General features: G+C 74.1%; 22 protein-coding genes. 9 read left to right on the top strand and 13 right to left on the bottom strand.

Annotated elements, in window-relative coordinates:
- Positions 1 to 82 precede the first annotated feature (82 nt).
- Positions 83 to 1,567 carry an NAD(P)/FAD-dependent oxidoreductase gene (locus ABD994_RS15770; protein WP_345416521.1) on the bottom strand — a complete coding sequence of 495 codons (1,485 nt, stop codon included), beginning with the start codon at positions 1,565 to 1,567 and terminating at the stop codon, positions 83 to 85.
- A gap of 88 nt (positions 1,568 to 1,655) precedes the next feature.
- Between ABD994_RS15770 and ABD994_RS15765 the strand changes: the two genes are divergently transcribed.
- The 5 genes from ABD994_RS15765 (at position 1,656) to ABD994_RS15745 (ending at position 7,188) form a co-directional block, all read left to right on the top strand.
- Complete coding sequence (locus ABD994_RS15765; protein ID WP_345416518.1) at positions 1,656 to 2,555, top strand: aldose 1-epimerase family protein; 900 nt, start codon at positions 1,656 to 1,658, stop codon at positions 2,553 to 2,555.
- Positions 2,552 to 3,505: a carbohydrate kinase family protein gene (locus ABD994_RS15760; protein ID WP_345416515.1), complete on the top strand. Its 954-nt coding sequence runs from the start codon at positions 2,552 to 2,554 to the stop codon at positions 3,503 to 3,505. Before ABD994_RS15765 ends, ABD994_RS15760 begins: the two co-directional genes overlap by 4 nt.
- Positions 3,506 to 3,689: 184 nt before the next feature.
- Positions 3,690 to 4,994 (top strand): citrate synthase, encoded by a 1,305-nt coding sequence (locus ABD994_RS15755; RefSeq protein ID WP_345416511.1) that lies wholly within the window; start codon positions 3,690 to 3,692, stop codon positions 4,992 to 4,994.
- A gap of 11 nt (positions 4,995 to 5,005) precedes the next feature.
- Positions 5,006 to 5,770 (top strand): phosphotransferase, encoded by a 765-nt coding sequence (locus tag ABD994_RS15750; RefSeq protein ID WP_345416508.1) that lies wholly within the window; start codon positions 5,006 to 5,008, stop codon positions 5,768 to 5,770.
- A gap of 38 nt (positions 5,771 to 5,808) precedes the next feature.
- Positions 5,809 to 7,188 carry a cryptochrome/photolyase family protein gene (locus ABD994_RS15745; RefSeq protein WP_345416505.1) on the top strand — a complete coding sequence of 460 codons (1,380 nt, stop codon included), beginning with the start codon at positions 5,809 to 5,811 and terminating at the stop codon, positions 7,186 to 7,188.
- A gap of 104 nt (positions 7,189 to 7,292) precedes the next feature.
- On the opposite strand, the gene ABD994_RS15740 is transcribed toward ABD994_RS15745, so the two are convergent.
- Positions 7,293 to 8,288, bottom strand: coding sequence for a glycine betaine ABC transporter substrate-binding protein (locus tag ABD994_RS15740; RefSeq protein WP_345416502.1), 996 nt, complete (start codon positions 8,286 to 8,288; stop codon positions 7,293 to 7,295).
- 98 nt (positions 8,289 to 8,386) lie between these two features.
- On the opposite strand from ABD994_RS15740, the gene ABD994_RS15735 reads away from it, so the two are divergent.
- Positions 8,387 to 9,316 carry a TauD/TfdA dioxygenase family protein gene (locus ABD994_RS15735; protein WP_345416499.1) on the top strand — a complete coding sequence of 310 codons (930 nt, stop codon included), beginning with the start codon at positions 8,387 to 8,389 and terminating at the stop codon, positions 9,314 to 9,316.
- Positions 9,317 to 9,389: 73 nt separating this feature from the next.
- On the opposite strand, the gene ABD994_RS15730 is transcribed toward ABD994_RS15735, so the two are convergent.
- Together ABD994_RS15730 and ABD994_RS15725 are read right to left on the bottom strand one after the other, a co-directional pair.
- On the bottom strand, positions 9,390 to 10,580 hold the full coding sequence (locus ABD994_RS15730) for an ABC transporter permease (RefSeq protein ID WP_345416496.1): 1,191 nt from the start codon (positions 10,578 to 10,580) through the stop codon (positions 9,390 to 9,392).
- Positions 10,577 to 11,485: an ABC transporter ATP-binding protein gene (locus ABD994_RS15725; RefSeq protein ID WP_345416493.1), complete on the bottom strand. Its 909-nt coding sequence runs from the start codon at positions 11,483 to 11,485 to the stop codon at positions 10,577 to 10,579. The genes ABD994_RS15730 and ABD994_RS15725 overlap by 4 nt, the downstream gene beginning before the upstream one ends.
- A 169-nt stretch (positions 11,486 to 11,654) precedes the next feature.
- Here ABD994_RS15725 and ABD994_RS15720 point away from each other — a divergent pair, with 169 nt between their 5' ends.
- Positions 11,655 to 11,969: a hypothetical protein gene (locus ABD994_RS15720; protein WP_345416490.1), complete on the top strand. Its 315-nt coding sequence runs from the start codon at positions 11,655 to 11,657 to the stop codon at positions 11,967 to 11,969.
- Here the strand turns inward: ABD994_RS15720 and ABD994_RS15715 are convergent, their stop codons facing one another.
- The 5 genes from ABD994_RS15715 to ABD994_RS15695 all read right to left on the bottom strand — a co-directional run bounded on the left by ABD994_RS15715 (position 11,970) and on the right by ABD994_RS15695 (position 17,749).
- Positions 11,970 to 12,953 carry a gamma-glutamylcyclotransferase family protein gene (locus ABD994_RS15715; RefSeq protein WP_345416487.1) on the bottom strand — a complete coding sequence of 328 codons (984 nt, stop codon included), beginning with the start codon at positions 12,951 to 12,953 and terminating at the stop codon, positions 11,970 to 11,972.
- 127 nt (positions 12,954 to 13,080) lie between these two features.
- Entirely contained in the window at positions 13,081 to 13,725 is a 645-nt protein-coding gene (locus ABD994_RS15710) for an MBL fold metallo-hydrolase (RefSeq protein WP_345416484.1), read from the bottom strand.
- Positions 13,722 to 14,810: an S-(hydroxymethyl)mycothiol dehydrogenase gene (locus ABD994_RS15705; RefSeq protein ID WP_345416481.1), complete on the bottom strand. Its 1,089-nt coding sequence runs from the start codon at positions 14,808 to 14,810 to the stop codon at positions 13,722 to 13,724. Before ABD994_RS15705 ends, ABD994_RS15710 begins: the two co-directional genes overlap by 4 nt.
- 309 nt (positions 14,811 to 15,119) lie before the next feature.
- Positions 15,120 to 16,298, bottom strand: a complete 1,179-nt coding sequence (locus ABD994_RS15700; protein ID WP_345416478.1) for an acetyl-CoA C-acetyltransferase — start codon at positions 16,296 to 16,298, stop codon at positions 15,120 to 15,122.
- Between the two features lie 182 nt (positions 16,299 to 16,480).
- Positions 16,481 to 17,749 carry an alpha/beta fold hydrolase gene (locus ABD994_RS15695; RefSeq protein WP_345416475.1) on the bottom strand — a complete coding sequence of 423 codons (1,269 nt, stop codon included), beginning with the start codon at positions 17,747 to 17,749 and terminating at the stop codon, positions 16,481 to 16,483.
- Between the two features lie 251 nt (positions 17,750 to 18,000).
- Here ABD994_RS15695 and ABD994_RS15690 point away from each other — a divergent pair, with 251 nt between their 5' ends.
- Positions 18,001 to 18,735 carry a beta-ketoacyl-ACP reductase gene (locus ABD994_RS15690; RefSeq protein WP_345416472.1) on the top strand — a complete coding sequence of 245 codons (735 nt, stop codon included), beginning with the start codon at positions 18,001 to 18,003 and terminating at the stop codon, positions 18,733 to 18,735.
- Between the two features lie 19 nt (positions 18,736 to 18,754).
- Here ABD994_RS15690 and ABD994_RS15685 read toward each other — a convergent pair whose 3' ends face one another.
- Positions 18,755 to 19,771, bottom strand: a complete 1,017-nt coding sequence (locus tag ABD994_RS15685) for an alpha/beta hydrolase (protein ID WP_345416469.1) — start codon at positions 19,769 to 19,771, stop codon at positions 18,755 to 18,757.
- Between the two features lie 186 nt (positions 19,772 to 19,957).
- Here ABD994_RS15685 and ABD994_RS15680 point away from each other — a divergent pair, with 186 nt between their 5' ends.
- Positions 19,958 to 20,713, top strand: coding sequence for a lytic murein transglycosylase (locus tag ABD994_RS15680; RefSeq protein ID WP_345416466.1), 756 nt, complete (start codon positions 19,958 to 19,960; stop codon positions 20,711 to 20,713).
- 4 nt (positions 20,714 to 20,717) lie between these two features.
- Here ABD994_RS15680 and ABD994_RS15675 read toward each other — a convergent pair whose 3' ends face one another.
- From ABD994_RS15675 to ABD994_RS15665, 3 genes are all read right to left on the bottom strand, one after another.
- Entirely contained in the window at positions 20,718 to 21,077 is a 360-nt protein-coding gene (locus ABD994_RS15675) for a PRC-barrel domain-containing protein (RefSeq protein ID WP_345416463.1), read from the bottom strand.
- An 83-nt stretch (positions 21,078 to 21,160) separates the two neighbouring features.
- A complete protein-coding gene (locus ABD994_RS15670; RefSeq protein WP_345416460.1) occupies positions 21,161 to 22,015 on the bottom strand; it encodes a glutamate racemase in 855 nt (284 codons plus the stop codon).
- Positions 22,016 to 22,053: 38 nt separating this feature from the next.
- Positions 22,054 to 23,166 (bottom strand): SDR family oxidoreductase, encoded by a 1,113-nt coding sequence (locus ABD994_RS15665; protein ID WP_345416457.1) that lies wholly within the window; start codon positions 23,164 to 23,166, stop codon positions 22,054 to 22,056.
- Positions 23,167 to 23,173: the final 7 nt, after the last annotated feature.

The raw sequence follows: 23,173 nt of genomic DNA, 5'->3' as shown, positions 1-23,173 counted from the left end.
CCGGCGCCGCGGTCGTCATCGGCGGCGTCGGCGTGATCGTCCTGACGATCGTCGTCGTCGCGATCTTCCCGGTGTTCTGGCGCTACCGCGCCCCGCTGCGCGGCGACTCCTCCACCGGGTCCTCGCCCGACACCTCGGCCGACGCCCCCGCCGCGTCCGCCGAGGGGGAGGCCGCCTCGGCGGACCCGCCCGGCCGCTCGCGCCCCGAGGACGTCGCGGACTGATCGGGCGGCGCGGACCGGTGGGGGAACCCGAGGCCGTGCTGCGGTACCTCGGGGGACGCCGAGTCCAGCGGCACGGCGGGGGAGCGCACGAGCCCGAGCTGCGCGGTCTGGCGCGGGAGCAGCGCGTCCATCAGCCAGTCGACGGCGGTGCGCACGCGGTTCCCCGGCATGGCCATGAGGTGGTAGCCGCGGGCGACGACGTGCGCGGGCTTGCCGGTGAGCCTGATGCCCAGCGGGTTGGCCGCCGCGTCGAAGCCGCCGAGGTCGACGACGAAGCCGAGGTCGCGGTGCTTGTAGGTGCGCATCCGCCCGCCGCGCAGCGAGGCGGCGACGTTGCGGCCGGCGAGCTTGCCCTGGCGCTCGGCGTGCTGGGCCGTCATCGCCGTGTACTGCCCGGGCCGGGCGCGGTCGGGCACGGCGGCGGCGTCGCCGCACGCGAAGACGTTCGGGTGGCCGGGCACGCGCAGCCGCGTGTCGACCACCAGCCGGCCCTGGTCGACCTCGACCCCGAGGTCGTCGATCAGCGGGTCGGGGCGCACCCCGACGCACCACAGCAGCGTGCGGGTGGGCACGTGCTCACCGGAGGACGAGAGGCGCACCCCGTCGCCGGTGGCCTCCTCGACCTCCTCGTGGGTGCGCACGTCGACGCCGCGCTCGCGCAGCACGCGGTCGGCCGTCTCGGAGAGGTGCCCGGCCAGCCCGGCGAGGATCTCCCCGCGGCTGACCAGCACCCACCGCGGGGTCTCGGGCAGCCCGCGGCTCGCCGCCAGCTCCTTGGTGAACAGGTAGCCCTGCGCGGTGACCTCGGTGCCGGTGTAGCCGCCGCCGACGACGACCGTGGTCAGCCGTGCGGCGCGCTCCTCGGGGTCCTCGCACATCGCCGCGAGCTCGACCTGGCGGATGAGGTGGTCGCGCAGGTAGAGCGCCTCGGGCACGCCGCGGAAGCCCTGCGCGTACTGCGTGACGCCCGGGACCGGCAGCACCTTGTGCACGCTGCCCGCCGCCACGACCAGCCGGTCCCACCGGCTCTCGTGGTGGACGCCCTCGGGGTCGAGCCAGCCGATGGTCTGGGCGTCGAGGTCGAGCTCGTCGACCTCTCCGGGCGCGTGGCGCACGCACGGCGGGAGCGCCGCGGCGAGCGCGACGGAGATCCGTCGCGGCTCGAGGATCCCGGCCGCGACCTCGGGCAGCAGCGGCAGGTAGAGGAAGTAGTTGGTGGGGCTGACGAGCACGATGTCGACCTCGTCGCCCATCTGCCGGGCCAGCGAGCGGGCCGACTGGAAGCCGGCGAACCCGCCGCCGACGATGACGACCTTCGGGCGCGGGGAGCTGTGGCTCGTCATGTCCGGCACAGTGACCGTTCGGGACGGTCGGCGAAACCGGACGGACGCAGAAGCAAACCGATCGTCACAACCGCTAGCGTGTGACGCCGTGCACCCGACCGGCGAGCAGATCGACCTCGTCGCCGGGACGACCCGTGCGGTCGTCACCGGGGTGGGGGCCGGGCTGCGGGCCCTCGCGATCGACGGGCAGCCCCGCACCGAGTCCTTCGAGGTCGACACCACCCCGCCGATGGGGGCGGGCGGCGTCCTCGTCCCGTGGCCGAACCGGATCGCCGGCGCCGCCTACACCTGGCGGGGGCGGCGGTACTCCCTCGAGGTCACCGAGGCCGCCCGCGGGCACGCCATCCACGGGCTGCTGCGCCGCCGGCCGTGGGAGATCGTCGACCGCGCCGAGGACCGCGTCGTGCTCGCCGCCGACGTCGACCCGGCGTGGGGCTGGCCGGGCCCGCTGCACGTCGAGACCACCTACACCTGCGGCCCCGACGGGCTCACGGTCGCGCACGCCCTCACCAACACCGGCACGGACGACGTGCCCGCGGGCGTCGGCACCCACCCCTACCTGCGCGCGGGCGACGCCGACCCCGCGACGTGCACCGTCACCGTCGCGGCCGACCGGGTGGTCGACACCGACGACCTCATGATCCCGACCGGCGTGCGGCCGGTGACCCCGGCCGAGGACCTGCGCGGCGGCCGGCGCGTCGGCGACCTCGCCCTCGACACCTGCTTCGGCGCCGCCCCCGGCCCGGACGGGGTGCTCGGCACCGTCACCGCGCCCGACGGGCGGGCCACCGCGCTGTGGGGCGACGCGAGCTTCCGCTGGGTCATGGTCTTCACCCCGGACGACCTCGCCGGCCGTGGCAGGGCCGTCGCCGTCGAGCCGATGACCTGCCCCGCCGACGCGGCCAACTCCGGCACCGACCTCCACGTCGTCGCGCCGGGGGAGACGTGGACGATGCGGTGGGGGATCACCAGTCGGGACGCGACGTGACCGGCCGCGTCGTCGTCGGTGGCGAGGCGCTGGTCGACCTCGTGCCCGTCCCGGGCGAGCACTCCGTCGATCAGGGCGGCGACCCCGCCCTGCGCCCCCTCGCCCCGCGGCTGGGGGGCGGCCCGTTCAACACCGCGGTCGGGCTGGGGCGCCTCGGCGCGCCGACGACGATGCTCACGCGCCTCTCGACCGACGCGTTCGGTGACGCGCTGGTCGCGCGGCTGGAGGCCAACGACGTCGACACCGGCCTGCTGCAGCGCGGCCCGGAGCCGACGACGCTCGCGGTCGTCACGCTCGATGCCGCGGGCGCGGCCCGCTACACGTTCCACGTCGAGGGCACGGCGGACCGGCTCGTCGCCGACCCCGGGGAGCTGCCTGCGGACACGGCGGCGGTGGCGGTCGGCACGCTGTCGCTGGTGCTCGAGCCGGGCGCGTCCCGCTACGCCGCGCTGGCACAGCGGGAGGCCGCCCGGGGCCGGCTCGTGAGCCTCGACCCCAACCTGCGGCCCGGGCTCGTCGACGACCCGGCGGCGCTCGTCGCGCGGCTCGACGCCGTCGCCGCGGTGGCGGGCCTGGTCAAGTTCTCCGACGAGGACGCCGAGCGCTGGGGCCGGTCGCCGCAGGACGTGCTCGACCTCGGCGCCGGCGCCGTCGTGCTCACGCGCGGTGGCGAGGGCCTGACGGCCCACACCCGCGGCGGGGGCGTCGTCGAGGTCCCCGCGGACCGTGTCGGGCCGCTGGTGGACACGATCGGCGCCGGGGACAGCGTGCACGCCGCGCTGCTGGCCTGGCTGGCGCACCGCGACGCGCTGGACCGCGACGCGGTGGCGCGGCTCGACGCGCAGGCCTGGTCGCAGGCCCTGGCGTCCGCGGCACGGGCGGCCGCGTGGACGGTGTCGCGGGCCGGGGCCGAGCCGCCGTGGCGGGCGGAGCTCGACGCGGCGACGTAACACGGCCGTCACACAGTGACATGGGCCACCCTCGGTACGCCCGTGGCTCGTGATGCGGCGCGGACCGCGCGAGCGCTACGGTTCGCGGTCGTACGACCCCGACCCGTGCGGGAGCGCGCCGCGGGGACACCCCCGGCGGCCGGGCCGCCCCTCTCCCGCGCAACGACCGCGCGAGAGGGATGCCATGGCCGGCGAGGATTCCGAGAAGCGCACCGCCACGCTGTCCTACCCGGGCGGCGAGCACACGATGGAGATCGTCGAGGCGACCGAGGGCTCCTCGGGTGTGGCCCTCGGGAAGATGCTCGGGGACACGGGGCTGATCACGCTCGACCCCGGTTACGTGAACACCGGTGCCTGCCGGTCGGACATCACCTACATCGACGGTGACGCCGGCATCCTGCGGTACCGCGGCTACCCGATCGAGGAGCTCGCCCAGAACTCGACGTTCGTCGAGACGAGCTACCTGCTGATCTACGGCGAGCTGCCGAACAAGCAGCAGCTCGAGACGTTCACCGACCAGATCCAGCGGCACACGATGCTGCACGAGGACCTGAAGAAGTTCTTCGACGGCTTCCCGGTCGACGCGCACCCGATGCCGGTGCTGTCGTCGGCGGTGTCGGCGCTGTCGACCTTCTACCAGCGTGCCCTCGACCCGTTCGACGAGCCGAACGTCGACCTGTCCAGCGTGCGCCTGCTCGCGAAGGTCCCGACGATCGCCGCGTACGCCTACAAGAACTCGATCGGCCAGCCGTTCCTCTACCCGGACAACTCGCTGGGCCTGGTGGAGAACTTCCTGCGGCTGACCTTCGGCCTGCCCGCCGAGCCCTACGACGTCGACCCCGACGTCGCCAAGGCGCTCGACATGCTGTTCATCCTGCACGCCGACCACGAGCAGAACTGCTCGACGTCGACGGTGCGCATGGTCGGCTCGTCGCAGGCCAACCTGTTCGCGTCGATCTCCGCGGGCATCAACGCCCTGTTCGGCCCGCTGCACGGCGGCGCCAACGCCGCGGTGCTCACGATGCTCGAGGGCATCCGCGACAACGAGGGCAACGCCGACGAGTTCGTGCGCAAGGTCAAGAACAAGGAGCCGGGCGTCCGGCTCATGGGCTTCGGCCACCGCGTCTACAAGAACTACGACCCCCGCGCGGCGATCGTCCGCGACACCGCGCGCGGGATCATCGAGAAGCTCGGCGGCGGCGACGAGATGCTCGACATCGCCATGCGCCTCGAGGAGTTCGCGCTGCACGACGAGTACTTCGTCGAGCGCAAGCTCTACCCGAACGTCGACTTCTACACCGGCCTGATCTACCAGGCCATGGGCTTCCCGACCGAGATGTTCACGGTGCTGTTCGCCATCGGGCGCCTGCCGGGCTGGATCGCCCACTGGCGCGAGATGATCGACGACCCGGACACCCGCATCGGCCGCCCGCGTCAGGTCTACACCGGCCCGACGCAGCGCGAGTACGTCGGGATGGACCAGCGCTGAGCTGACTCGCGGTGGCCACGGTGGGCCGCGTCCCGCTCGGCTCCGGGTGGGACGCGGACGCCGTGCTCGTCGACGACCGCTGGGTGGAGCGCACGGCGCGCCACCCGGCGGCCGCGGCGGGGCTGCGCCGCGAGGCGCACCTGCTGTCGTGGCTGGCGCCGCGGCTGCCGCTGCCCGTGCCCCGCCCGGAGATCGTCGGCGAGGAGCCCTGCACGGCGCGGCACGCCGTGCTGCGCGGCGAGCCCCTGGTCGCGCCGACGGTCGTCCACGGCGCGGCGCTCGGGGCCTTCCTGCGGGCCCTGCACGCGGTGCCGCTCGACGACGCCGTCCGGCACGGCCTGCCCGACCCGGCGACGACCCGCGGGAGGCGCGACCGCGCGTTCGACCGCTTCGACGCCGAGGTGCTGCCCCGCCTGGCCGACCCCGGGCCGGTGGCGCTCCGGCTGGGGCGGCTGCGGACGGCGCCGGCGTCGGTGCTCGTGCACGGCGACCTGCGCGCCGACCACGTCCTCACCGACGGCCGCCGGATCTCCGGGGTGCTCGACTGGTCCGACGCCCGCGCCGGCGACCCGGCCAAGGACCTCGTCTGGCCGCTGCTGGAGACGACGACCGAGGTCGCCGCGGCCGTGGGCGAGGCCTACGGCACCGACCTGTCCGCCCGCGCGGCCGACTGGCACGCGGTCGGCCCCTGCTACGCCGTGGTCCACGGGCTCGACACGGACGACGACGCGCTCGTCACCGCATCGCTCGACCTGCTCGCGGCACGGTGCGCCTGAACGGGCGTAGGCGCTGCTCGGAGGGGTAGCCGTCGCGCATGGGTGACGAGCGGGACGAGACCGCGATCGTCTGGTTCCGCCGCGACCTGCGGGTGCGTGACCAGCCGGTCTTCGAGGCCGCGGCGGGCCGGGCGCAGCGGGCGCTGGCGGTGTTCGTGCTGGACGAGAAGCTGCTCGGGCCGTCCGGGGCGGCGCGGCGCACGTTCCTGTACCGCAGCCTGCGCGACCTGGACGCCTCGCTGGACGGGCGCCTGCTCGTGGTGCGGGGCGACCCGGCCGAGGCGGTCCCGAAGCTCGCCGGGGCCGTGGGGGCCAGCAGCGTGCACGTCGCCGCCGACTTCGGCCCCTACGGCCGCGAGCGCGACGAGGCCGTGGAGAAGGCCCTGGCCGACCGCGACGTCGAGCTCGTGCGCACCGGCTCGCCCTACGCCGTCGAGCCCGGGAAGATCACGAAGTCCGACGGCGACCCGTACCGCGTCTACACGCCGTTCAGCCGCGAGTGGGGCAAGCGCGACAAGGGCGCCCCCGCGGACACCGACGCGTCCACCGTCGACTGGATGGACCCGTCGGAGAAGAAGGGCGGGCCGCGGGCCGTCAAGGTCCCCGACGACGAGTCGGTCGAGGCCGAGCTCCCCACCGCCGGCGAGCAGGCCGCCCACGACTACTGGGAGGCGTTCGTCGACGAGCACCTCGAGGACTACGACGACCTGCGCGACCGCCCCGACCGGCCGGGCACCTCGCGGATGTCGGTGTACCTGAAGTACGGCGTCATCCACCCGCGGACCCTCCTCGCCGGGGTGGGCGGGTCCGGCAAGGGCGCGACGTCGTTCCGCAACGAGCTGTGCTTCCGCGACTTCTACGCCGCGGTCCTCTGGTTCTTCCCGCGCTCGGCGCGCGAGAACTTCGACCCGAAGTTCGACGCCATGACCTACGACGGCGGGAAGGCGGCCGAGGAGCGCTTCCGGGCCTGGCAGGAGGGCTGCACCGGCTTCCCGGCCATCGACGCCGCCATGCGCCAGCTGCGCGGCGAGGCCTGGATGCACAACCGCATGCGCATGGCCGTCGCGTCGTTCCTGGTCAAGGACCTGCACCTGCCGTGGTGGCGGGGCGCGCGGCACTTCCTCGACCTGCTCGTCGACGGTGACCTGCCCTCCAACCAGCACGGCTGGCAGTGGGCCGCGGGCACCGGCACCGATGCCGCGCCCTACTTCCGCGTCTTCAACCCCGTGACGCAGGGGGAGCGCTTCGACCCGCAGGGCGACTACGTCCGGCGCTGGGTGCCCGAGCTCGCGGGGATCGAGGGCAAGAAGGTGCACCAGCCCTGGAAGCTCGACGAGCCCCCGGCCGACTACCCGGCCCCGATCGTCGACCACAAGGCGGAGCGCCAGGAGGCGCTCGAGCGCTTCAACGCGCTGTAGACGCCGCCGGCGACGCGAACCGACGCCCCCGCCCACGAGCGAAGGGCCCCTTCGCTCGGAAGAGTCGAGCGAGGGGGCCCTCCGGTCGGATCAGAGCTGGTGGGTCACTGCCCGCCGATGAAGCCCCGCTGCTGCAGGAACTGCGACGCGACCTGGGCCGGGTCGGCGCCCTGCGACGAGATCTGCCCGTTGAGCTGGAGCATGACGTCGTCGGTCAGGGCCGGCGAGATCTGGTTGAAGACGTCGACGACGCGCGGGTTCCGGTCGACGACGTTCTTGCGGATCGTGTTCGACGCGTTGTACTTCGGGAAGAAGTTGCGGTCGTCGGTCAGCGACACGAGGTTCAGCGCCGGGATGCGGCCGTCGGTGGTGAACACCTCGCCGAAGCGGCAGGGGTTGCCGTTGGCGGTGGCCTGGTAGATCGCGCCGGTGTCGATGACGGTCACGGCCGGCGGGGCGTTGTAGGGCCGGGTGACGCCGTACGCGGTCAGCAGGTTGGGCAGGCCGTCGTTGCGGCTCGCGAACTCGGCCTCGACGCAGGTGGTGGCCTGCGGGTTGCCGCTGTTGATGAAGTTGGCCCAGTCGCTGGTGGTGCGCAGGTTGTTCTGGTCGGCGAACGCCCGGGTGGTGGCGATCGCGTAGGTGTTGTTGAACGGCGTCGGGTTGGTCCACACGATCTGGTTGCGCTGCAGGTCCTGGTCGCGCACGGCGATGTACTGCTGCTGCGAGTCCGGGATCGGGGTGGTGTTCTGCAGGTTCGTGATCCAGCCGGTGCCGGTGTACGACCAGCCCATGTCGATCTCGCCGCTCAGCAGCGCCTGGCGCGCGGCGGCGGAACCGGTGATGTTGCAGCGGTCGTTGACGGTCGCGCCGACCGACTGCAGCGCCGCGACGCTCATCTTGCAGAGCAGCAGCTGCTCGTCGAACTCCTGGCCCCCGACCGTGTAGGTCTGGCCGGCGAGGTTGATCCCGCTGGCGGAGAGGCTGCCGCCCTGGGCCTGCGGCTGGCCGCTCCCGGAGAGGCCACCGCACCCGGCGAGCACGAACGCGAGCACGACGATGATCGCGCCGGCCACTCGGCCGGAGGAACGTGTGAGCATCGCGTGATCCTGGCATCACGGCACGTTCCTGGCGAGGTCAATGATCTCGGGAACGGACGCATTGACGGTGCACGGAGGCGGGGAGAAGCTGGACGATCGTGACCAGCACCCTCGAACAGCGAACGGACCGACCGACCTCCACCCCGGCCATCGACCTCCTCGAGGGGCGGCGCTACCTGCGCCGACTGCCGGGCGACGGGCCGGACCGCTGTCCGTACGCGTTCGAGCTGACCCCCGTCGGGGTCACCCTGGGTGCCGAGATCCGTGGCGTGGACCTCACGACCACCGACGCCGCCACCCGCGCGGAGATCCACCGCGCCCTGCTGGAGTGGAAGGTCCTGTTCTTCCCCGACCAGCACCTCTCCTCGGCCGCCCAGCGGGCCTTCGCCCGCCACTGGGGCGAGCTCGAGACGAACCCGCTGCTCGAGGAGGGCGACGACCCGACGGTCGTGCGCTTCACCAAGGGCGGCGACGGGCCGCAGACCTACGAGAACATCTGGCACGTCGACACGTCGTTCCGGTCGGCGCCGGCGATGGGCGCGATCCTCCGGATGATCGAGACCCCGCCCTTCGGGGGCGACACGATGTGGGCCGACATGGCCGCGGCGTACGACAACCTCGACGCCGACGTCCGCGCGCGCATCGACGACGCCGTCGCCGTGCACGACTTCCTGCCGGGCTTCGTGCGCTTCCTCGAGGAGGGCAAGCTCGAGCGGCTGAAGGACGTGTTCCCGCCGGTGACCCACCCCGTGGTGCGGACGCACCCCGAGACCGGGCGCCGGACGCTGTTCGTCAACAGCGCGTTCACCACCCGTGTCGAGGGCCTCGAGCCCGCGGCGTCGGACGCGCTGCTGCGGCACCTGTTCGCGCAGGCCCACGTCCCCGAGTACCAGGTCCGGTACCGGTGGACGCCGGGCACGGTGGCGTTCTGGGACAACCGCGCGACGCAGCACTACGCGGTCGGCGACTACCACCCGCACCGCCGCGCCGCCGAGCGCGTGGCGATCGCGGGTGACCGTCCGTTCTAGGTCCCCCGTCCACACGGTTACTGGCTGGTATCGCTCGCCCAGCGAGCGATACCAGCCAGTAACCCCAGCCGGGTCAGGAGCGGGCCCGGCCGAGGGCCTCGCGGAGGCTCACGCGCGCGCCGGTGCGCAGCACCGAGTTGGCGTAGATGCGCCCGCCGAGCGCCAGGACCCCGGCGGTGAACGCGATCGTCAGCGCGAAGGCCAGCACCACCTGGCCCACCGGGGCCACGCCCAGCGCGATCCGCGCCGGCATGAACAGCGGGCTGAACGGCGGCAGCAGCGACAGGACGGTGATCCCCGTGCCGCGGGGGTCCGAGGTCAGCAGGTTGAACCCGACGACGAAGCCCAGGAGCACGACGACCGTCATCGGCGACAGGACGCTCTGCGTGTCCTCCTGGCGCGACACCAGCGATCCCAGCGCGGCGTAGATCGTCGCGTAGAGGGCGAAGCCGAGCAGGTACCAGACGACGACCGAGACGATCGTCGGCGCGAGTCCGGCACCGGCCGTCACCACCCCCGCGGCACCCGCGACGGCCAGGCCCGCCCCGCCGAGGACGACGAGCTGCAGCAGCCCCACCGCCCCGAGGCCCAGCACCTTGCCGAGCAGCAGCTGCCACGGCCGCACCGACGACAGCACGATCTCCACGACCCGGCTGGCCTTCTCCTCCACGACGCCTTGGGCGACCATCGCGCCGTAGGTCTGGATGGAGAAGAAGAGCAGGAACGCCCCCGCCAGGCCGAGGCCCAGCCGGGCACCGGCCTGCGGGTCGGGTGGTTCGGCGGCGACGATCACGGGTCCCGACTCGGCGACGGCGGCGTCCAGCGCGCCCGGCGAGACGCCCTGCCCGGCGAGGAACGCGTCGCGGGCCACCGACGTCGTCGCGGCCACGACCACCCGCTCGAGGGCGGCGTCGGGCTCGGACTCCACGTAGACGCGCGGGCGCGCGGCGTCCCCGCTGACCAGCGCGTCGAGGTCCCCGGCGCGCACCGCCGCCTCGCCGGCGGCGACGTCAGGCGGCGTGGTCACCGTGACGGTCTGGCCCTCGGCCGGGGCGGCCCGCGCGATCGGGCCGGCGAGGGCCGTGGCCGGGCCGACGAGGCCGACGGTGGCGCGGTCCTCGCCCGAGGCCACGGTGGCGACCACGGCCGCGTACACCCCGAGCAGGACCAGGACCGCGAGCGTGCTCAGCACGAACGCCCGGCCCCGCACCCGCGAGGCGAACTCCCGGCGGGCGATGAGCCCGACGGGCCGCAGCGCGGTCACGCCGCCGCCGGGGGCTGGGCGACGGTGTCGCGGTAGATCTCCGCGAGCGTCGGGCGTCGCCGGCGGAACTCGTGCACGGCGCCGGTGTCCCGCGCCGCGTCGAGCACGCCGGCGAGGGTGGCCTCGGAGGTGTCCGCGAGCGTCAGCACGGTCCCGCCCTCGCCGGCCCGGGACGCGGCGACGCCGGGCAGGGCGTCCGCCCAGCCGGCCGGGGCGTGTGGCGCGCTGACGACGAGCTCGGTGGCCGAGGCGTCGCGCAGCTCGTCGACCGTGCCCTCGGCGACCGTGCGCCCCGCGCGGACGATCCCGACCCGGTCGCAGAGCCGCTCGACCAGCTCGAGCTGGTGGCTGGAGAAGACGACGGGGGCGCCGGCGTCGCGGCGCTCGCGCAGGACGTCGCTCATGACGTCCACCGCCATCGGGTCGAGCCCGGAGAAGGGCTCGTCGAGCACGAGGACGTCGGGGTCGGCGACGAGCGCGGCCGAGAGCTGGACGCGCTGCTGGTTGCCCAGGCTCAGGCGCTGCACCTCGTCGCCGCGGTGCTCGGCGATGCCGAGGCGCTCGGTCCAGCGGTCGGCGGCGGCCTTCGCGTCCGCCGCCGAGCGGCCGCGCAGCTCGGCGAGGTAGCGCAGCTGGGTGCCGACGGCCATCCGCGGGTACAGTCCACGCTCCTCGGGCATGTAGCCGATCCGCCGCCGGGACGCGGCGTCGAGGGGGCGGCCGTCGAGACGCACCTCGCCGGCGTCGGCGGCGAGCACGCCGAGCGCGATCCGCATCGTCGTCGTCTTGCCGGCGCCGTTCGCGCCGACGAAGCCGTAGAGCTCGCCCGGGCGGACCGTGAAGGTCATCCCGTCGAGGGCCACCGTGCTGCCGAACCGCTTGGAGATCCCGTCGATCTCGAGCATCCCACCCCCTGCGACCGCGACAGGATGTCGGAGCGCCCGCGTGCCGTCCACACGAACGGGACCGCATCGTGATCTCGATCGTCGTAACGGGCACTGGCGCCACGGACGACGTCCGCGACAGGGTGTCCGACGGGAGATCCGCGGCGGGGAGATCCACGGGGGAGGGGTCGTGCGGGCGCTGGTGATCGGCGGGGTGACCCTGATCCTCTTCGTGGGCGCCGCGCCGCTGGCGGTGCCCGGGGTGCCGCTGCGGCTGCACGGCGTGCCGACGCCGGTGGCGCTCGGGGTGCTCGGGCTCGCGGTGGTCGCGTTCCTCGCGGGCCTGCTCCTGCTCGCCCGCGGCCGGCGCGCGCGGCGTCGCGACGAGGTGCCGGCACCACGGCCGGCGCCGAGCCCGACGCCGAGCCCGAGATCCCACGCGCGCCCACGGCCGGCGGCCCGGGCGCCGACCCCGGGCTTCGTCGCGGTCCGCCTGCGCCGCTGATCAGTCCGCCGGCCAGGCCGCCGTCAGCGGGGCGCCGTGGACCGCGCCGCGCCACGTCCACACCCAGGCGGGCCGCCGCGCGTCCGGGGTGTGCACGACGGCCCGCCGGCGCGCGTAGTCGGGACCCTCGTACCCGTCGAGCAGGGGCAGCGCCGACGGCGGGTCGGCGAGGGTCAGCAGCGCCCCGCGGGCCCGCCCGGGGCCCCCGGGCACGAGGGCCGGGTAGCCGCGGCCGGTGTCGTGGACGCGGCCCGGCATCCACGCCTCGACCGCCCGGCCGGTGACGTGCGGCCCGATGAGCGGCCACGCCCGCCGGCCGGGCAGCAGCGTCCCGTAGACGAAGACGCGGTCCGGCCAGGCCAGGGCGTCCGGGACGCCGTGCTCGACGGTGACGGCGTCCGGCACGGGCGGGGCCGGGTCACCCGCGAGCTCCCGCGCCGCGGCCTGGTCGACGTCGGCCACGCGCACCGGCGCCCCGTCCACGAGTAACGGGGCCCGGACCGGACCCCCCGCCCAGTACGTCCAGACGCCGCCGAGCCGGGCCCCGTCCTCGGTGGTGACCGTCCCGGCCCGGAGGCGCACCAGGTCGTAGCGCTCGCCGCGGCCCTCGCAGCGGTCGAGCACGCGCACCTGGTCGGCCGTCGCCATCCACACCGCGTGGGTCTCGACCACCCCGGGCGCCGGTGCGAGCGTCGCCGGGCGAGCGCCGTCGCGGGCCCGCAGCCCCGCCGCCCAGACCGCGGCGAGGTCCTCGACCCGCGCCCGCAGCACCACCACCGGCCCGGTGAGACCGAGGTGCTCCCGCAGCCACGTCAGCTTGCCCGGCGAGCGGTTGGACCCGAAGGCGAGCACCGGCACCCGGCGGGCCATCGGCGCCGCGCCGTGGCGGGCGAGCCAGGCGTCGAGGTCGGCGCCCTCGACCGTCCAGCCCGCCGCGGCGCGGTCGGACGGGTCGAGGCGGCGGCTCACCGCGTCGAGGTGCACGAACGAGAAACCCGGCGCGACCCCCGGGTAGGGGTCGGCCGGGTACTCGGTGTCCGGGTGGTCGGAGTCGATGGGTCGAGCTCCCCTATCGGCGTGCTCGCCTCAATGCTCCGTCTCCCCCAGGGCCTCAGTAGCCCCGCTCGCGGTACTCCTCGAGACGCGAGGCCTCGTCGCCGACCTTCGTGGTGTCGCCGTGCCCGGTGCGCACGATGGTGTCGCCGGGCAGCGAGAACACCTTGTCGGCCAGCGACTCGATGATCACGTTGAAGTCCGAGTACGACGGGCCAGTCGCCCCCGGACCGCCGTTGAACAGCGTGTCGCCCGAGAACAGCGTGCCGATGTCCGGCGCGTAGAACACCGTCGAGCCGGGGGAGTGCCCCGGCGTGTGGATGGCGCGCAGCTCGATGCCACCGATGGTGAACACCTCGCCGTCGGTGATCTCGCCGTCGGGCTCGCGGTCCGGGTAGGTCAGGTTCCAGACCACCCGGTCGTCCGGGTTGAGCAGGATCGGCGCGTCGAACGCGGACGCGATCGCCGGGGCGGCGTTGACGTGGTCGTTGTGCGAATGAGTGCACAGGATGGCCACGACGTTGCGGTCGCCGATCGCGGACTTGATGGCCTCGGCGTCGTGCGGAGCGTCGAGGAGGACGACCTCCGACGAGTCGCCGATGATCCAGACGTTGTTGTCGACGTCGAACGAGTTGCCGTCGATCTCGAACTTGCCGGACGTCGTCAGGTGCTCGACGCCCTCGCCGACCTTCTCGGCACTCACATGATCACCACCGAACGGAGCACGTCGCCGTGGTGCATCTTCTCGAACGACTGCTCGACGTCGTCGAGGGAGATCCGCTCGGTGACGAACTTGTCGAGCGGGAACCGGCCCTGCAGCGCGAGGTCGACCAGCATCGGGAAGTCGCGGCTGGGCAGGCAGTCGCCGTACCAGGACGCCCGCAGCGACCCGCCGTGGGAGAAGAACGGCTGGAAGTCGGCCTCGAGCTTCATGTCCGGCGCCGGCACGCCGACGAGCACGAGACGCCCGGCCAGGTCGCGGGCCTCGAAGGCCTGCTTCCAGGTGGCGGGGATGCCCACCGCGTCGACGACGACGTCGGCGCCGAAGCCACCGGTGAGCTCGCGGATGCGCTCGACCGGGTCCTCGTTCTTGGCGTTGACGCCGTGGGTGGCGCCGAAGCCCTTGGCCCACTCCAGCTTCCGGTCCTCGGTGTCGACGGCGATGATCGTCGTCGCGCCGGCCAGCGCCGCGCCGGCGATCGCGGCGTCACCGACGCCGCCGCAGCCGATGACCGCGACCGTCTCGCCGCGCTTGACCTCGCCGGTGTTGATCGCCGCGCCCGTGCCGGCCATGACCCCGCACCCGATGAGCCCGGCCTGGGCCGGGTCGATGTCGGGGTTGACCTTCGTGCACTGGCCGGAGTGCACCAGCGTCTTCTCGATGAACGCCCCGATGCCCAGCGCCGGCTTGAGCTCCTCGCCGGTCTCCTTGAGCGTCATCGACTGCTTCGCGTTGTGGGTGTCGAAGCAGAGGTGGTGCTTGCCCGCGCGGCAGGCGCGGCAGACCCCGCAGACCGCCCGCCAGTTGAGGATCACGAAGTCGCCCACCTCGAGGCCCTCGACGCCCTCGCCGAGCGACTCCACGACGCCCGCGGCCTCGTGGCCGAGCAGGAAGGGATAGGCGTCCTCGATGTTGCCCTCGCGGTAGTGCAGGTCGGTGTGGCAGACCCCGCACGCCTGGATCGCGACCACCGCCTCGCCCGGGCCGGGGTCCGGGACGATGATCGTCTCGACCGTCACCGGCTTGCCCTTCTCCCGGGACACGACGCCCCGGACCTCCTGCGGCATGTGTGCCTCCGTCTAGCTCGGGTGTGCTCCCGGTCACCTGTGCCCGGACGACCACCTTGGCATGCGTACCTGACCATGGTCACCGTCGCGAGCAAGATCGTTTCACGTGGTGTGGCGGGCGGGGCCGCGCCCGGCTCCTCCCACCGTCCGCGGCCCCGCACGGTGGTTCGACGCCGCCGGCCCGCCCGCGGTTCCCGACGCACGACGGCGCGGCGGCCACCGGTGAGGTGACCGCCGCGCCGTGGTGATCGGAGTGGAGTGACGGACACTGGATGTCAGCGGTGCCACTCCGCTGACATCCAGGTGCGCTCACACGTGCAGGATCAGCCCCGAGCCCTGGCCGCCACCGCCGCAGAGGCCGGCGGCACCGACGCCGCCGCCGCGGCGGCGCAGCTCGTGCGCCAGGTGGATCGCGATACGGGCGCCGCTGGCGCCCACCGGGTGGCCCAGGGAGATGGCGCCGCCGTCGGGGTTGACCCGCTCGGGGTCGACGCCGAGCTCGGTGGTCGACTGCAGCGCGACGGCCGCGAACGCCTCGTTGATCTCGAGCATCTCGAGCGCCGAGGCCTCGATGCCCTCGCGGGACAGGGCCTTCTGGATGGCGCGCGAGGGCTGGGAGAGCAGGGAGTTGTCCGGGCCGGCGACCCAACCGTGGTGGCCGATGGTCGCGAGGATCTCGAGGCCCAGCTCGTCGGCCTTCTTCTTCGACATGACCACGGCGGCCGCGGCGCCGTCGGAGATCTGCGAGGAGGAGGCGGCGGTGATGGCGCCGTTCTTGTCGAAGGCCGGCTTGAGCTTCGACAGGCCTTCGGCGGTCGTGTCGCCGCGCACGCCCTCGTCCTCGGTGACCATCACCGGGTCGCCCTTGCGCTGCGGCACGGGCACCGGCGTGATCTCGGCGTCGAAGCGGCCGTTCTTCGCGGCGTCGGCGGCGCGCTGGTGCGAGGCCGCGGAGAACTCGTCCATGGCCTCGCGGGTCAGCCCGATCGACTGCGAGAAGCGCTCGGTGGAGGCGCCCATCGACTCGTGGTCGAAGACGTCGGTGAGGCCGTCGTTCTCGGTGGCGTCGATGATCTTGCCCGAGCCGTACTTGTAGCCCCGGCGAGCCTTCGGGAGCATGTACGGCGCCTCGGTCATGGACTCCATGCCACCCGCGACGACGACGTCGTACTCGCCGGCGGAGATCATCTGGTCGGCCAGCGCGATGGCGTCGAGGCCCGACAGGCACACCTTGTTCAGCGTGAACGACGGTGTCGACATCGGGATGCCGGCGTCGGCGCCCGCCTTGCGCGCGGGGTTCTGGCCCGCGCCGGCCTGGATGACCTGACCCATGATCAGGTACTCGACCTCCTCGCCGGAGAGGCCGGCGGCCTCGAGCGCACCCTTGATCGCCACCGTGCCGAGCTCGCCGGCGGTGATCCCGGCGAAGGCCCCGGAGAGCTTGCCGATGGGGGTGCGACGGCCGGAGACGATGACGGAACCGGGCATGCTGTGGTCCTCCTGGTCGGTGGATGGCGCGACGGTGTGCCGATGACGACCGATCACGCGCGGTGATCGCCACGTGACGGTGCTGTGTGACCGAAACTACCCGCGGGCCGGGGCCGAAACCCAGGCCCGCGGGCGGCCGATCGTCCGGGATGTGCGGGATCGGTCCAGGTCGGGAGCGGGTTTCAGCCGCGTCGCGAGTGCTCGGCGACGGCGGCCAGCAGCGGCGGCCACTCGTGGCGCAACGCCTGGTTGCCCATGAACAGCCCGAGGTGGCCGCCCGGAGCGGTGCGTCGCGTGACCTGGTCGGCCGGCGTCGACACGTGGTCGGCGGCGGCGAAGACCTGCACCGGCGGGGTGATGTGGTCGGTCGCCCCGCCCAGCAGGAACAGCGGGCAGGAGATCGACCGCATGTCCACGCGGCGCCCGTCGACCTCGAGCTCCCCGCTGATCAGCTCGTTGCCGGCGAAGAGGTGCTCCACCAGCCAGAGGTAGAACGTGCCGGCGACGTCCTGGGTGTGCTTGAACCAGTCCTCGAACGCCTCGTAGCGCGCGATCGCCTCGGGGTCGTCGAGGTTGCGCAGCAGGTCGACGTGCTTGGCGATCTCCGCGTCGGGCTTGATGGCGATGAACCCGCCGAGGACGAACGACCCCGGCATCACGCCGCCGCCCGCGGCCACCATCGCCCGGTAGGGCAGCTGGCCGAAGCGCTGCGCCCACACCCGCGACTGGGCGCCGATGGGCGTCTCGCCGGCGTGGAAGTCGATCGGGGCGCCCGCGAGGGTCAGGGTGTTGACCTTCTCCGAGAACATCGCGGCGTAGATCGTGGCGAGCCAGCCGCCCTGGCAGTCGCCCACCAGGTTCACGACGTCCTGGCCCGACGTCGCCCGGCAGTGCTCGACGGCGCGGTCGACCACGGCGATGTAGTCGGAGATCGTGGAGTGCGCGGTCTCGCGCGTCGCGCCGACCCAGTCGAGGGTGAACGCGCGGGTCAGGCCCGCCTCGCGGATCACCATCATCTGCGACTGGCGCGGTTGGAAGTCGACGATGCACGAGTCGTGCCCGGCCTGCGGCGGGAGCACGAGGGTGGGGACCACGTCGTCCGTCGAGCCCTGGGAGAAGTCCCGCAGCCGCGCGATCGGCGTCTCGAAGACGATCTCGTGCTCGTTGTGCCACTGCGGGCGGCGGCGGGTGAGCACGTGGCGCCACCAGCGCCGCGCGTCGCGCGTGTTGGCCCCGGGCGTCACCGACTGCTGCAGGGCGCGGCCCAGCACGTAGCCCGCGCCCTTCGTGAGCTCGGTGGCGCCGCGCAGGGCGGCCGTCGCGTGGTAGCCGCGCAGGTAGGCCGCGGGATCGGGGGTGGGTGCCTCGGTCTGGGCGGCGATGGGGTCAGCGTCGGTGTCGGGGCTGACCTGCTCGTCAGCCAGGAACCTCTCGTCGGCAGCGGCCGTCATGGCGCACCTCCTCGCGCCCGACTCGCGGGCGCTCGACGCACCCGGCTCTGGGTGCTGCGTGGACCGTACGGCGCGCTTGGGATTTTTCGCAACGGCCTGACACGACGGCGCTACCCGGCGGTAGACGGGCAGGCCCTTCCGGAACGCGGGATGACCGTCTTCGATGTGACGGGTCCGTGTGGCCCGGGCCACGGCCTGGGTACATGCACAGCCGACAGCGCTGTCCACGAGAGGGAGCACGCATGGGAGACATGACCGGACAGGTGGCCATCGTGACCGGCGGCGCCCGGGGCATCGGCCGCGCGATCAGCGAGCGCCTGGCGAAGCGCGGCATGAAGGTGGGTGTCGGTTACTCATCGGACCCGACGTCCGCGGAGGACCTGAAGTCGCAGTACCCCGACCAGATCACCATCCACCAGGGCAACATCGGCCAGCGCGGCGACTGCGAGCGCGTGTTCGACGAGGTGATCCAGGCCCACGGCCGGGTGGACGTGCTGGTCAACAACGCCGGCATCACGGCCGACAAGATGGTCGCGAAGATGGAGGTCGACGACTGGGACCGCGTGGTCCAGGTCAACCTCTCCGGCACCTTCTACATGTCGCAGCTCGCGTACCTGCACATGGCCGAGCGGGGCTCGGGCCGCATCGTCAACATCAGCTCGGTGATCGGCGAGAAGGGCAACGCGGGCCAGGTCAACTACGCAGCGACGAAGTCGGGCCTGTTCGGCATGACGATGTCGATGGCGCAGGAGGGCGCGCGCAAGGGCGTCACCGTCAACTGCGTCGCCCCGGGCTACGTCGAGACCGACATGGTCGCCGCCGTCCCGGAGAAGGCCCTCGAGAAGATCGTGTCCGGCATCCCGATGCAGCGCCTCGGTCAGCCCGACGAGATCGCCCGGGCGGTCGAGTTCCTCGCCGACCCGGAGTCGGGCTACATCACGGGGCAGGTGTACTCGGTCAACGGCGGCCTGCACATGGACGCCTGACCGGTCCCCACGCCGCCCCTCAGGCCAGACGCCGGGACAGCTCGGCGCAGACGTCGTCCAGCGCCTGCGCCGAGGCCCGGCACACGCCGGGGAACGTGAGGAAGCCGTGCACGGCCCGGGCGTGGTCGGTGTGCCGGACGGGCACACCGGCCGCGTCCAGGCGGCGCGCGTAGTCGGCGCCGTCGTCGTGCAGCGGGTCGACCGCGGCCGTCACGATCAGCGCCGGGGGCAGGTCCGCGACGTCGGGGGCGAACAGCGGCGAGCACAGCGGGTCGGTGGGGTCCCCGTCGTCGCCGAGGTAGTGCGACCGGAAGACCTCCATGTCGGTGCGCGTGAGCACCGGGCCGTCGGCGAAGCGGTCCACCGATGGCCGCTCGAAGGTCAGGTCGAGCGCGGGGTAGAGCAGGACCTGGGCGTCGATCACCGGCCCGGACTCCCGCGCGAGCAGGCAGACGACCGCGGCCATGTTGCCGCCGGCGCTGTCGCCCATGACCGCGAGGCGGTCGGGCCGCGCGCCGAGCGCGGCGGCCTGCCGCGCCGCCCACGTCACCGCCGCGTAGCCGTCGTCGCGCCCCGCGGGGTAGGGGTGCTCGGGGGCGAGCCGGTAGTCCACCGACACCACCAGCGCGCCGACCCGTGACGCGACGTGGGCGCAGAGCCAGTCGGACTGGTCGAGGTTGCCGAGCGTGCCCCCGCCGCCGTGGAAGTTGACGACGACCGGGAGCGCGCGCGCCGTGTGCGGCCGGTAGAGCCGCACGCGCAGCCGCCCGGCGTCGGTGTGCGCGACGCGGTCGGTGACGAACACCCCGCGGGGCATCGGCCCGAAGACGCGCGAGGTGACGACGTTGTGGCTCAGCCGCCGGGAGCGGGCGCGGGTGATCTCCTCGGGGCCCATGCGGCTGACCGCGACGGCCCCCGAGACGTCGGCGAACCACGTGAACATGCGCAGCCGGACGTCGATGTCCACGGCGCCTCCTCCCGCGACCCGGCCCGGCGACGGGACCTCGCCGGTGGAGAGGTCGACAGACTGCCCCATCGGCCACACGGGATCCTCCTCGAACGGACCATCGATCGGGGCCTGTCGGTGACCGGTGAGCCCGCCACGAGGACGAGCGGGTGAGGCGCGTGTCGCAGCGGCGACACACCGTGTCGCCCCGACGGGCGGTTGCTCCGGACGTCGCCCCCGTGCTGGGCCGCCCGGACGTTCCGTAGCGTCGGGCCGGTGAGCAGCCCTGCGCCCTCCCGCGGCGAGATCGACGCCCGGCAGCTCGAGCACCTGCTCGCGGCCGCCGTCGTGCTCGTGCTGGTGCTCGCCGCCGGCATCGCGGGCGTCGCGGTGGCCACCCGGCGCGGTCCGGACCCGGCGCCGGCCTTCGCCCAGCCGCTGACGGCCCCGGTCCCCGCCGACCCGTCGGCCCGCGTGGCGTGGGCCGACGCCGCCGCGGGCCCGACCGGCGTGCCGGCCCGGGCGCTGGTGGCGTACGCGGGCGCCGAGGCGGCCGCCCGCGACGAGCTGGGCGACTGCGGGCTGTCGTGGGTGACGCTCGCCGGACTCGGCCGGGTCGAGTCCGACCACGGCCGTTTCGGCGGCACCGCCCTGGACGAGGTCGGGCGGCCGGGCGAGCCCATCCGCGGCCCGGAGCTCGACGGCACGGGCGGCAACCGCGAGATCCGCGACACCGACGGCGGCACCGTCGACGGCGACGGGTCCTACGACCGCGCGGTCGGCCCGCTGCAGTTCATCCCCACCACATGGGCGGAGTACGGCGCCGACGGCGACGGGGACGGCGTGCGCGACCCCGACGACCTCGACGACGCCGCCCTCGCCGCCGCCCGCTACCTCTGCGCCGACGACCGCGACCTTCGCCGCGGCGACGACTGGCGCGCGGCGGTGCTGGCCTACAACCGCTCGAACGCCTACGTCGACCGGGTCCGCCGCGAGGCGGTGGGCATGGCCGCCGCGGTGCCGCCGGTCTGACCGGTCAGCGCCGCGCGAGCCGCCGCTCGCCGAGGGTCCCCGTGCGGTAGTCGAGGCCGTAGTGGCCGAACACGCCCGGCTCGTCGGCGGCCGAGAGCTCGCCGTCCGGGTCGATCGAGGGCGCCTCGCGGACGAGGTCCCGGCCGAACGCCAGCTTGAGGTGGTCCGGCGTCACGACCGCGCCGTTCAGCGGCGCGAACGCCAGGTGCGTCTTCCCGAACAGCGATGAGATCCTGACCGTCACGAACGCGGCCTCGTCGGTGAGCGTGTCGACGTACACCGCGTCCAGCGTGCCGACCTTGTCGCCCTCGTGGTCGACGACGGGGCGGCCGCGCCAGTCGCGGATGTTCTCGGCGGGGATCACGCCGGGGACCCTACGGCGGCGCCGTCCTCGGTGACGGATCCCGCGCTGAGCGCGGCTTTCGTCACCGGGGTGCCGGCGCGGGGTCACACCCCGCGCAGGACCGGGTGCTCCGCGGTGTCGGGACGGGTCTGCCCACCGGTCTCGTCGGTGACGGGCAGGTCGTCGCGCCCGACGCGACCGCCGCGCGCCAGCGCCCGACCGACCGGGTAGGCGAGCGCCGCGGACGGCAGCGGGCCCTCGTCCCCGCCGAGGTGCACCCGCACGTCGGCGGCGGGTGCCGACGGGTCCTCGGGCAGCCCGAGGCGGCGCAGGGCCTGGCCGGCGACGGCCCGGGAGCTGTCGTGCAGGCCGGTGCCCGGCGGCAGGGCCGCGAGGATGTCCTCGACGACCAGCGGGTAGTGGGTGCAGCCGAGCACCACCGAGCGGCAGCGCCGCGGCGTCCGCGACGCGGCCAGCGCGACGGCCTCCCGCACGGCGGCGTGGTCCGCGTGCTCGACGGCGGTGGCCAGCCCCGGGCACGCGACGGCCTCGGCCTGGCCGGGCGCCGCGAAGCGGGCGACGAGGTCGCGCTGGTAGTCGCTGGCCGTGGTGCGCTCGGTCGCCCAGATCGCGAACGGCCGGCCCGTGGCCCCGGCCGGCTTCACCGCCGGCACCGTCGCCACCACGGGCCGCTCGGGCTCGACGGCCTCGCGCAGCGGCACCACGGCGGTCACCGACGCGGTGTTGCAGGGCACGACGATCGCGTCGGCGCCGCGCGCCACGGCGTGCCGCCCGGTCGCGAGCACCCGGTCGACGATCCACCCCGAGGGCTTCGACCCCCACGGCATGCCGTCGGGGTCGAGGTAGAGGTCGAGCCCGAGGTCGGGGCGCAGGTGTCGCAGCCAGCCCGCGGTGGGCAGGAGACCGCACCCGGAGTCGAGCAGCGCCACGCGGACCATCGGGGCGAGTCTAGGACCCGCCCGATCTCAGGCCGGCCTCACACCATCGCCGCGCTGCCGACGTCGGGGTGCTCGCGGTGGAAGGCCACCATCGCGCCGACGTGCTCGGCGAACGGCGGGCAGCGCACGCCGACCTCCTCGAGCAGCGCGGTCGTCGCCGTGACGTCGTAGACGGTCGGGTGGGTCAGGTAGTCCAGCGTCGACGACGGGAGCTTGAAGAGCCGCCCGACGCCGGGGAGGTGGTCGACGGCGAACTTCGAGAGCGCCGTGGGCGCGGGCACGACGCGCAGCCGCTTGCCGGTGTGGGCGGCGAAGGCCTCGCACATCTCCAGCACGGTCGGCGGGGCGGGGTTGGCGAGCGCGACGGTGCGGCCCCGGGCCCCGGGGTGGGGCGCCAGCGCGGCGATGGCGTCCACGACGAAGTCGCTCGGCACCAGGTTGAACTGCACCCGCGACGGGTCCGCGGGCAGCGGCATCACCGCGGTCCGCCCGGGCTGGCGGGCGATGAGCTGCAGGGCGTAGTACGGCCCGTCGTACTTCTGCGTCTCGCCCGTGCGGCTGTCGCCGACGACGATCGAGGGCCGGTAGACGGTCACCGGCATGCCGGCGTCCCGCGCCTTGGCGACGATGCGCTCGGCCTCGTGCTTGGTGTGCTCGTAGTGGTTGGAGAACGACTGCCCGAGCTCGAGGTCGTCCTCGAAGAAGAGTCCCGCGTAGTCCCCGGACACGTAGCAGGTGCTGACGTACTGCAGGCGCACGAGCTGGTCGGCGCCCCGGGCGAGGTCGACGACGTGCCGGGTCCCGTCGACGTTCACCGCCCAGGCGGGGCCGGGCGGCACCGACAGGTCGTAGACGGCCGCGAGGTGGAAGATCTCGAGCGGCCCGCGGCGCAGCTCGTCGGCCTCCGCGGGGTCGAGCCCGAGTCCGGGCCGGGTGATGTCACCGACGACGAGGCGGGTGCGGCCGGCGACGGCGGGCTCGGCGCCCTCGATCCGAGCGAGGGTCTGCTTCGCCTGGTCCAGCCACCGCTCCTGCACGAGCGCCACGGCCTGCGCGTCGGGGGCGCGGCGCAGCGTGCGGGGCAGCAGCGCCGTCCCGAGGAACCCGGGGAACCCGGTGAACAGCACGGTCGTCGGCGCGGTCGTCGGCACAGGGGGA

Source organism: Actinomycetospora chlora (assembly GCF_039542135.1).
Lineage (GTDB): Bacteria > Actinomycetota > Actinomycetes > Mycobacteriales > Pseudonocardiaceae > Actinomycetospora > Actinomycetospora chlora.
This window is presented reverse-complemented; position numbering and strand designations above follow the sequence as displayed.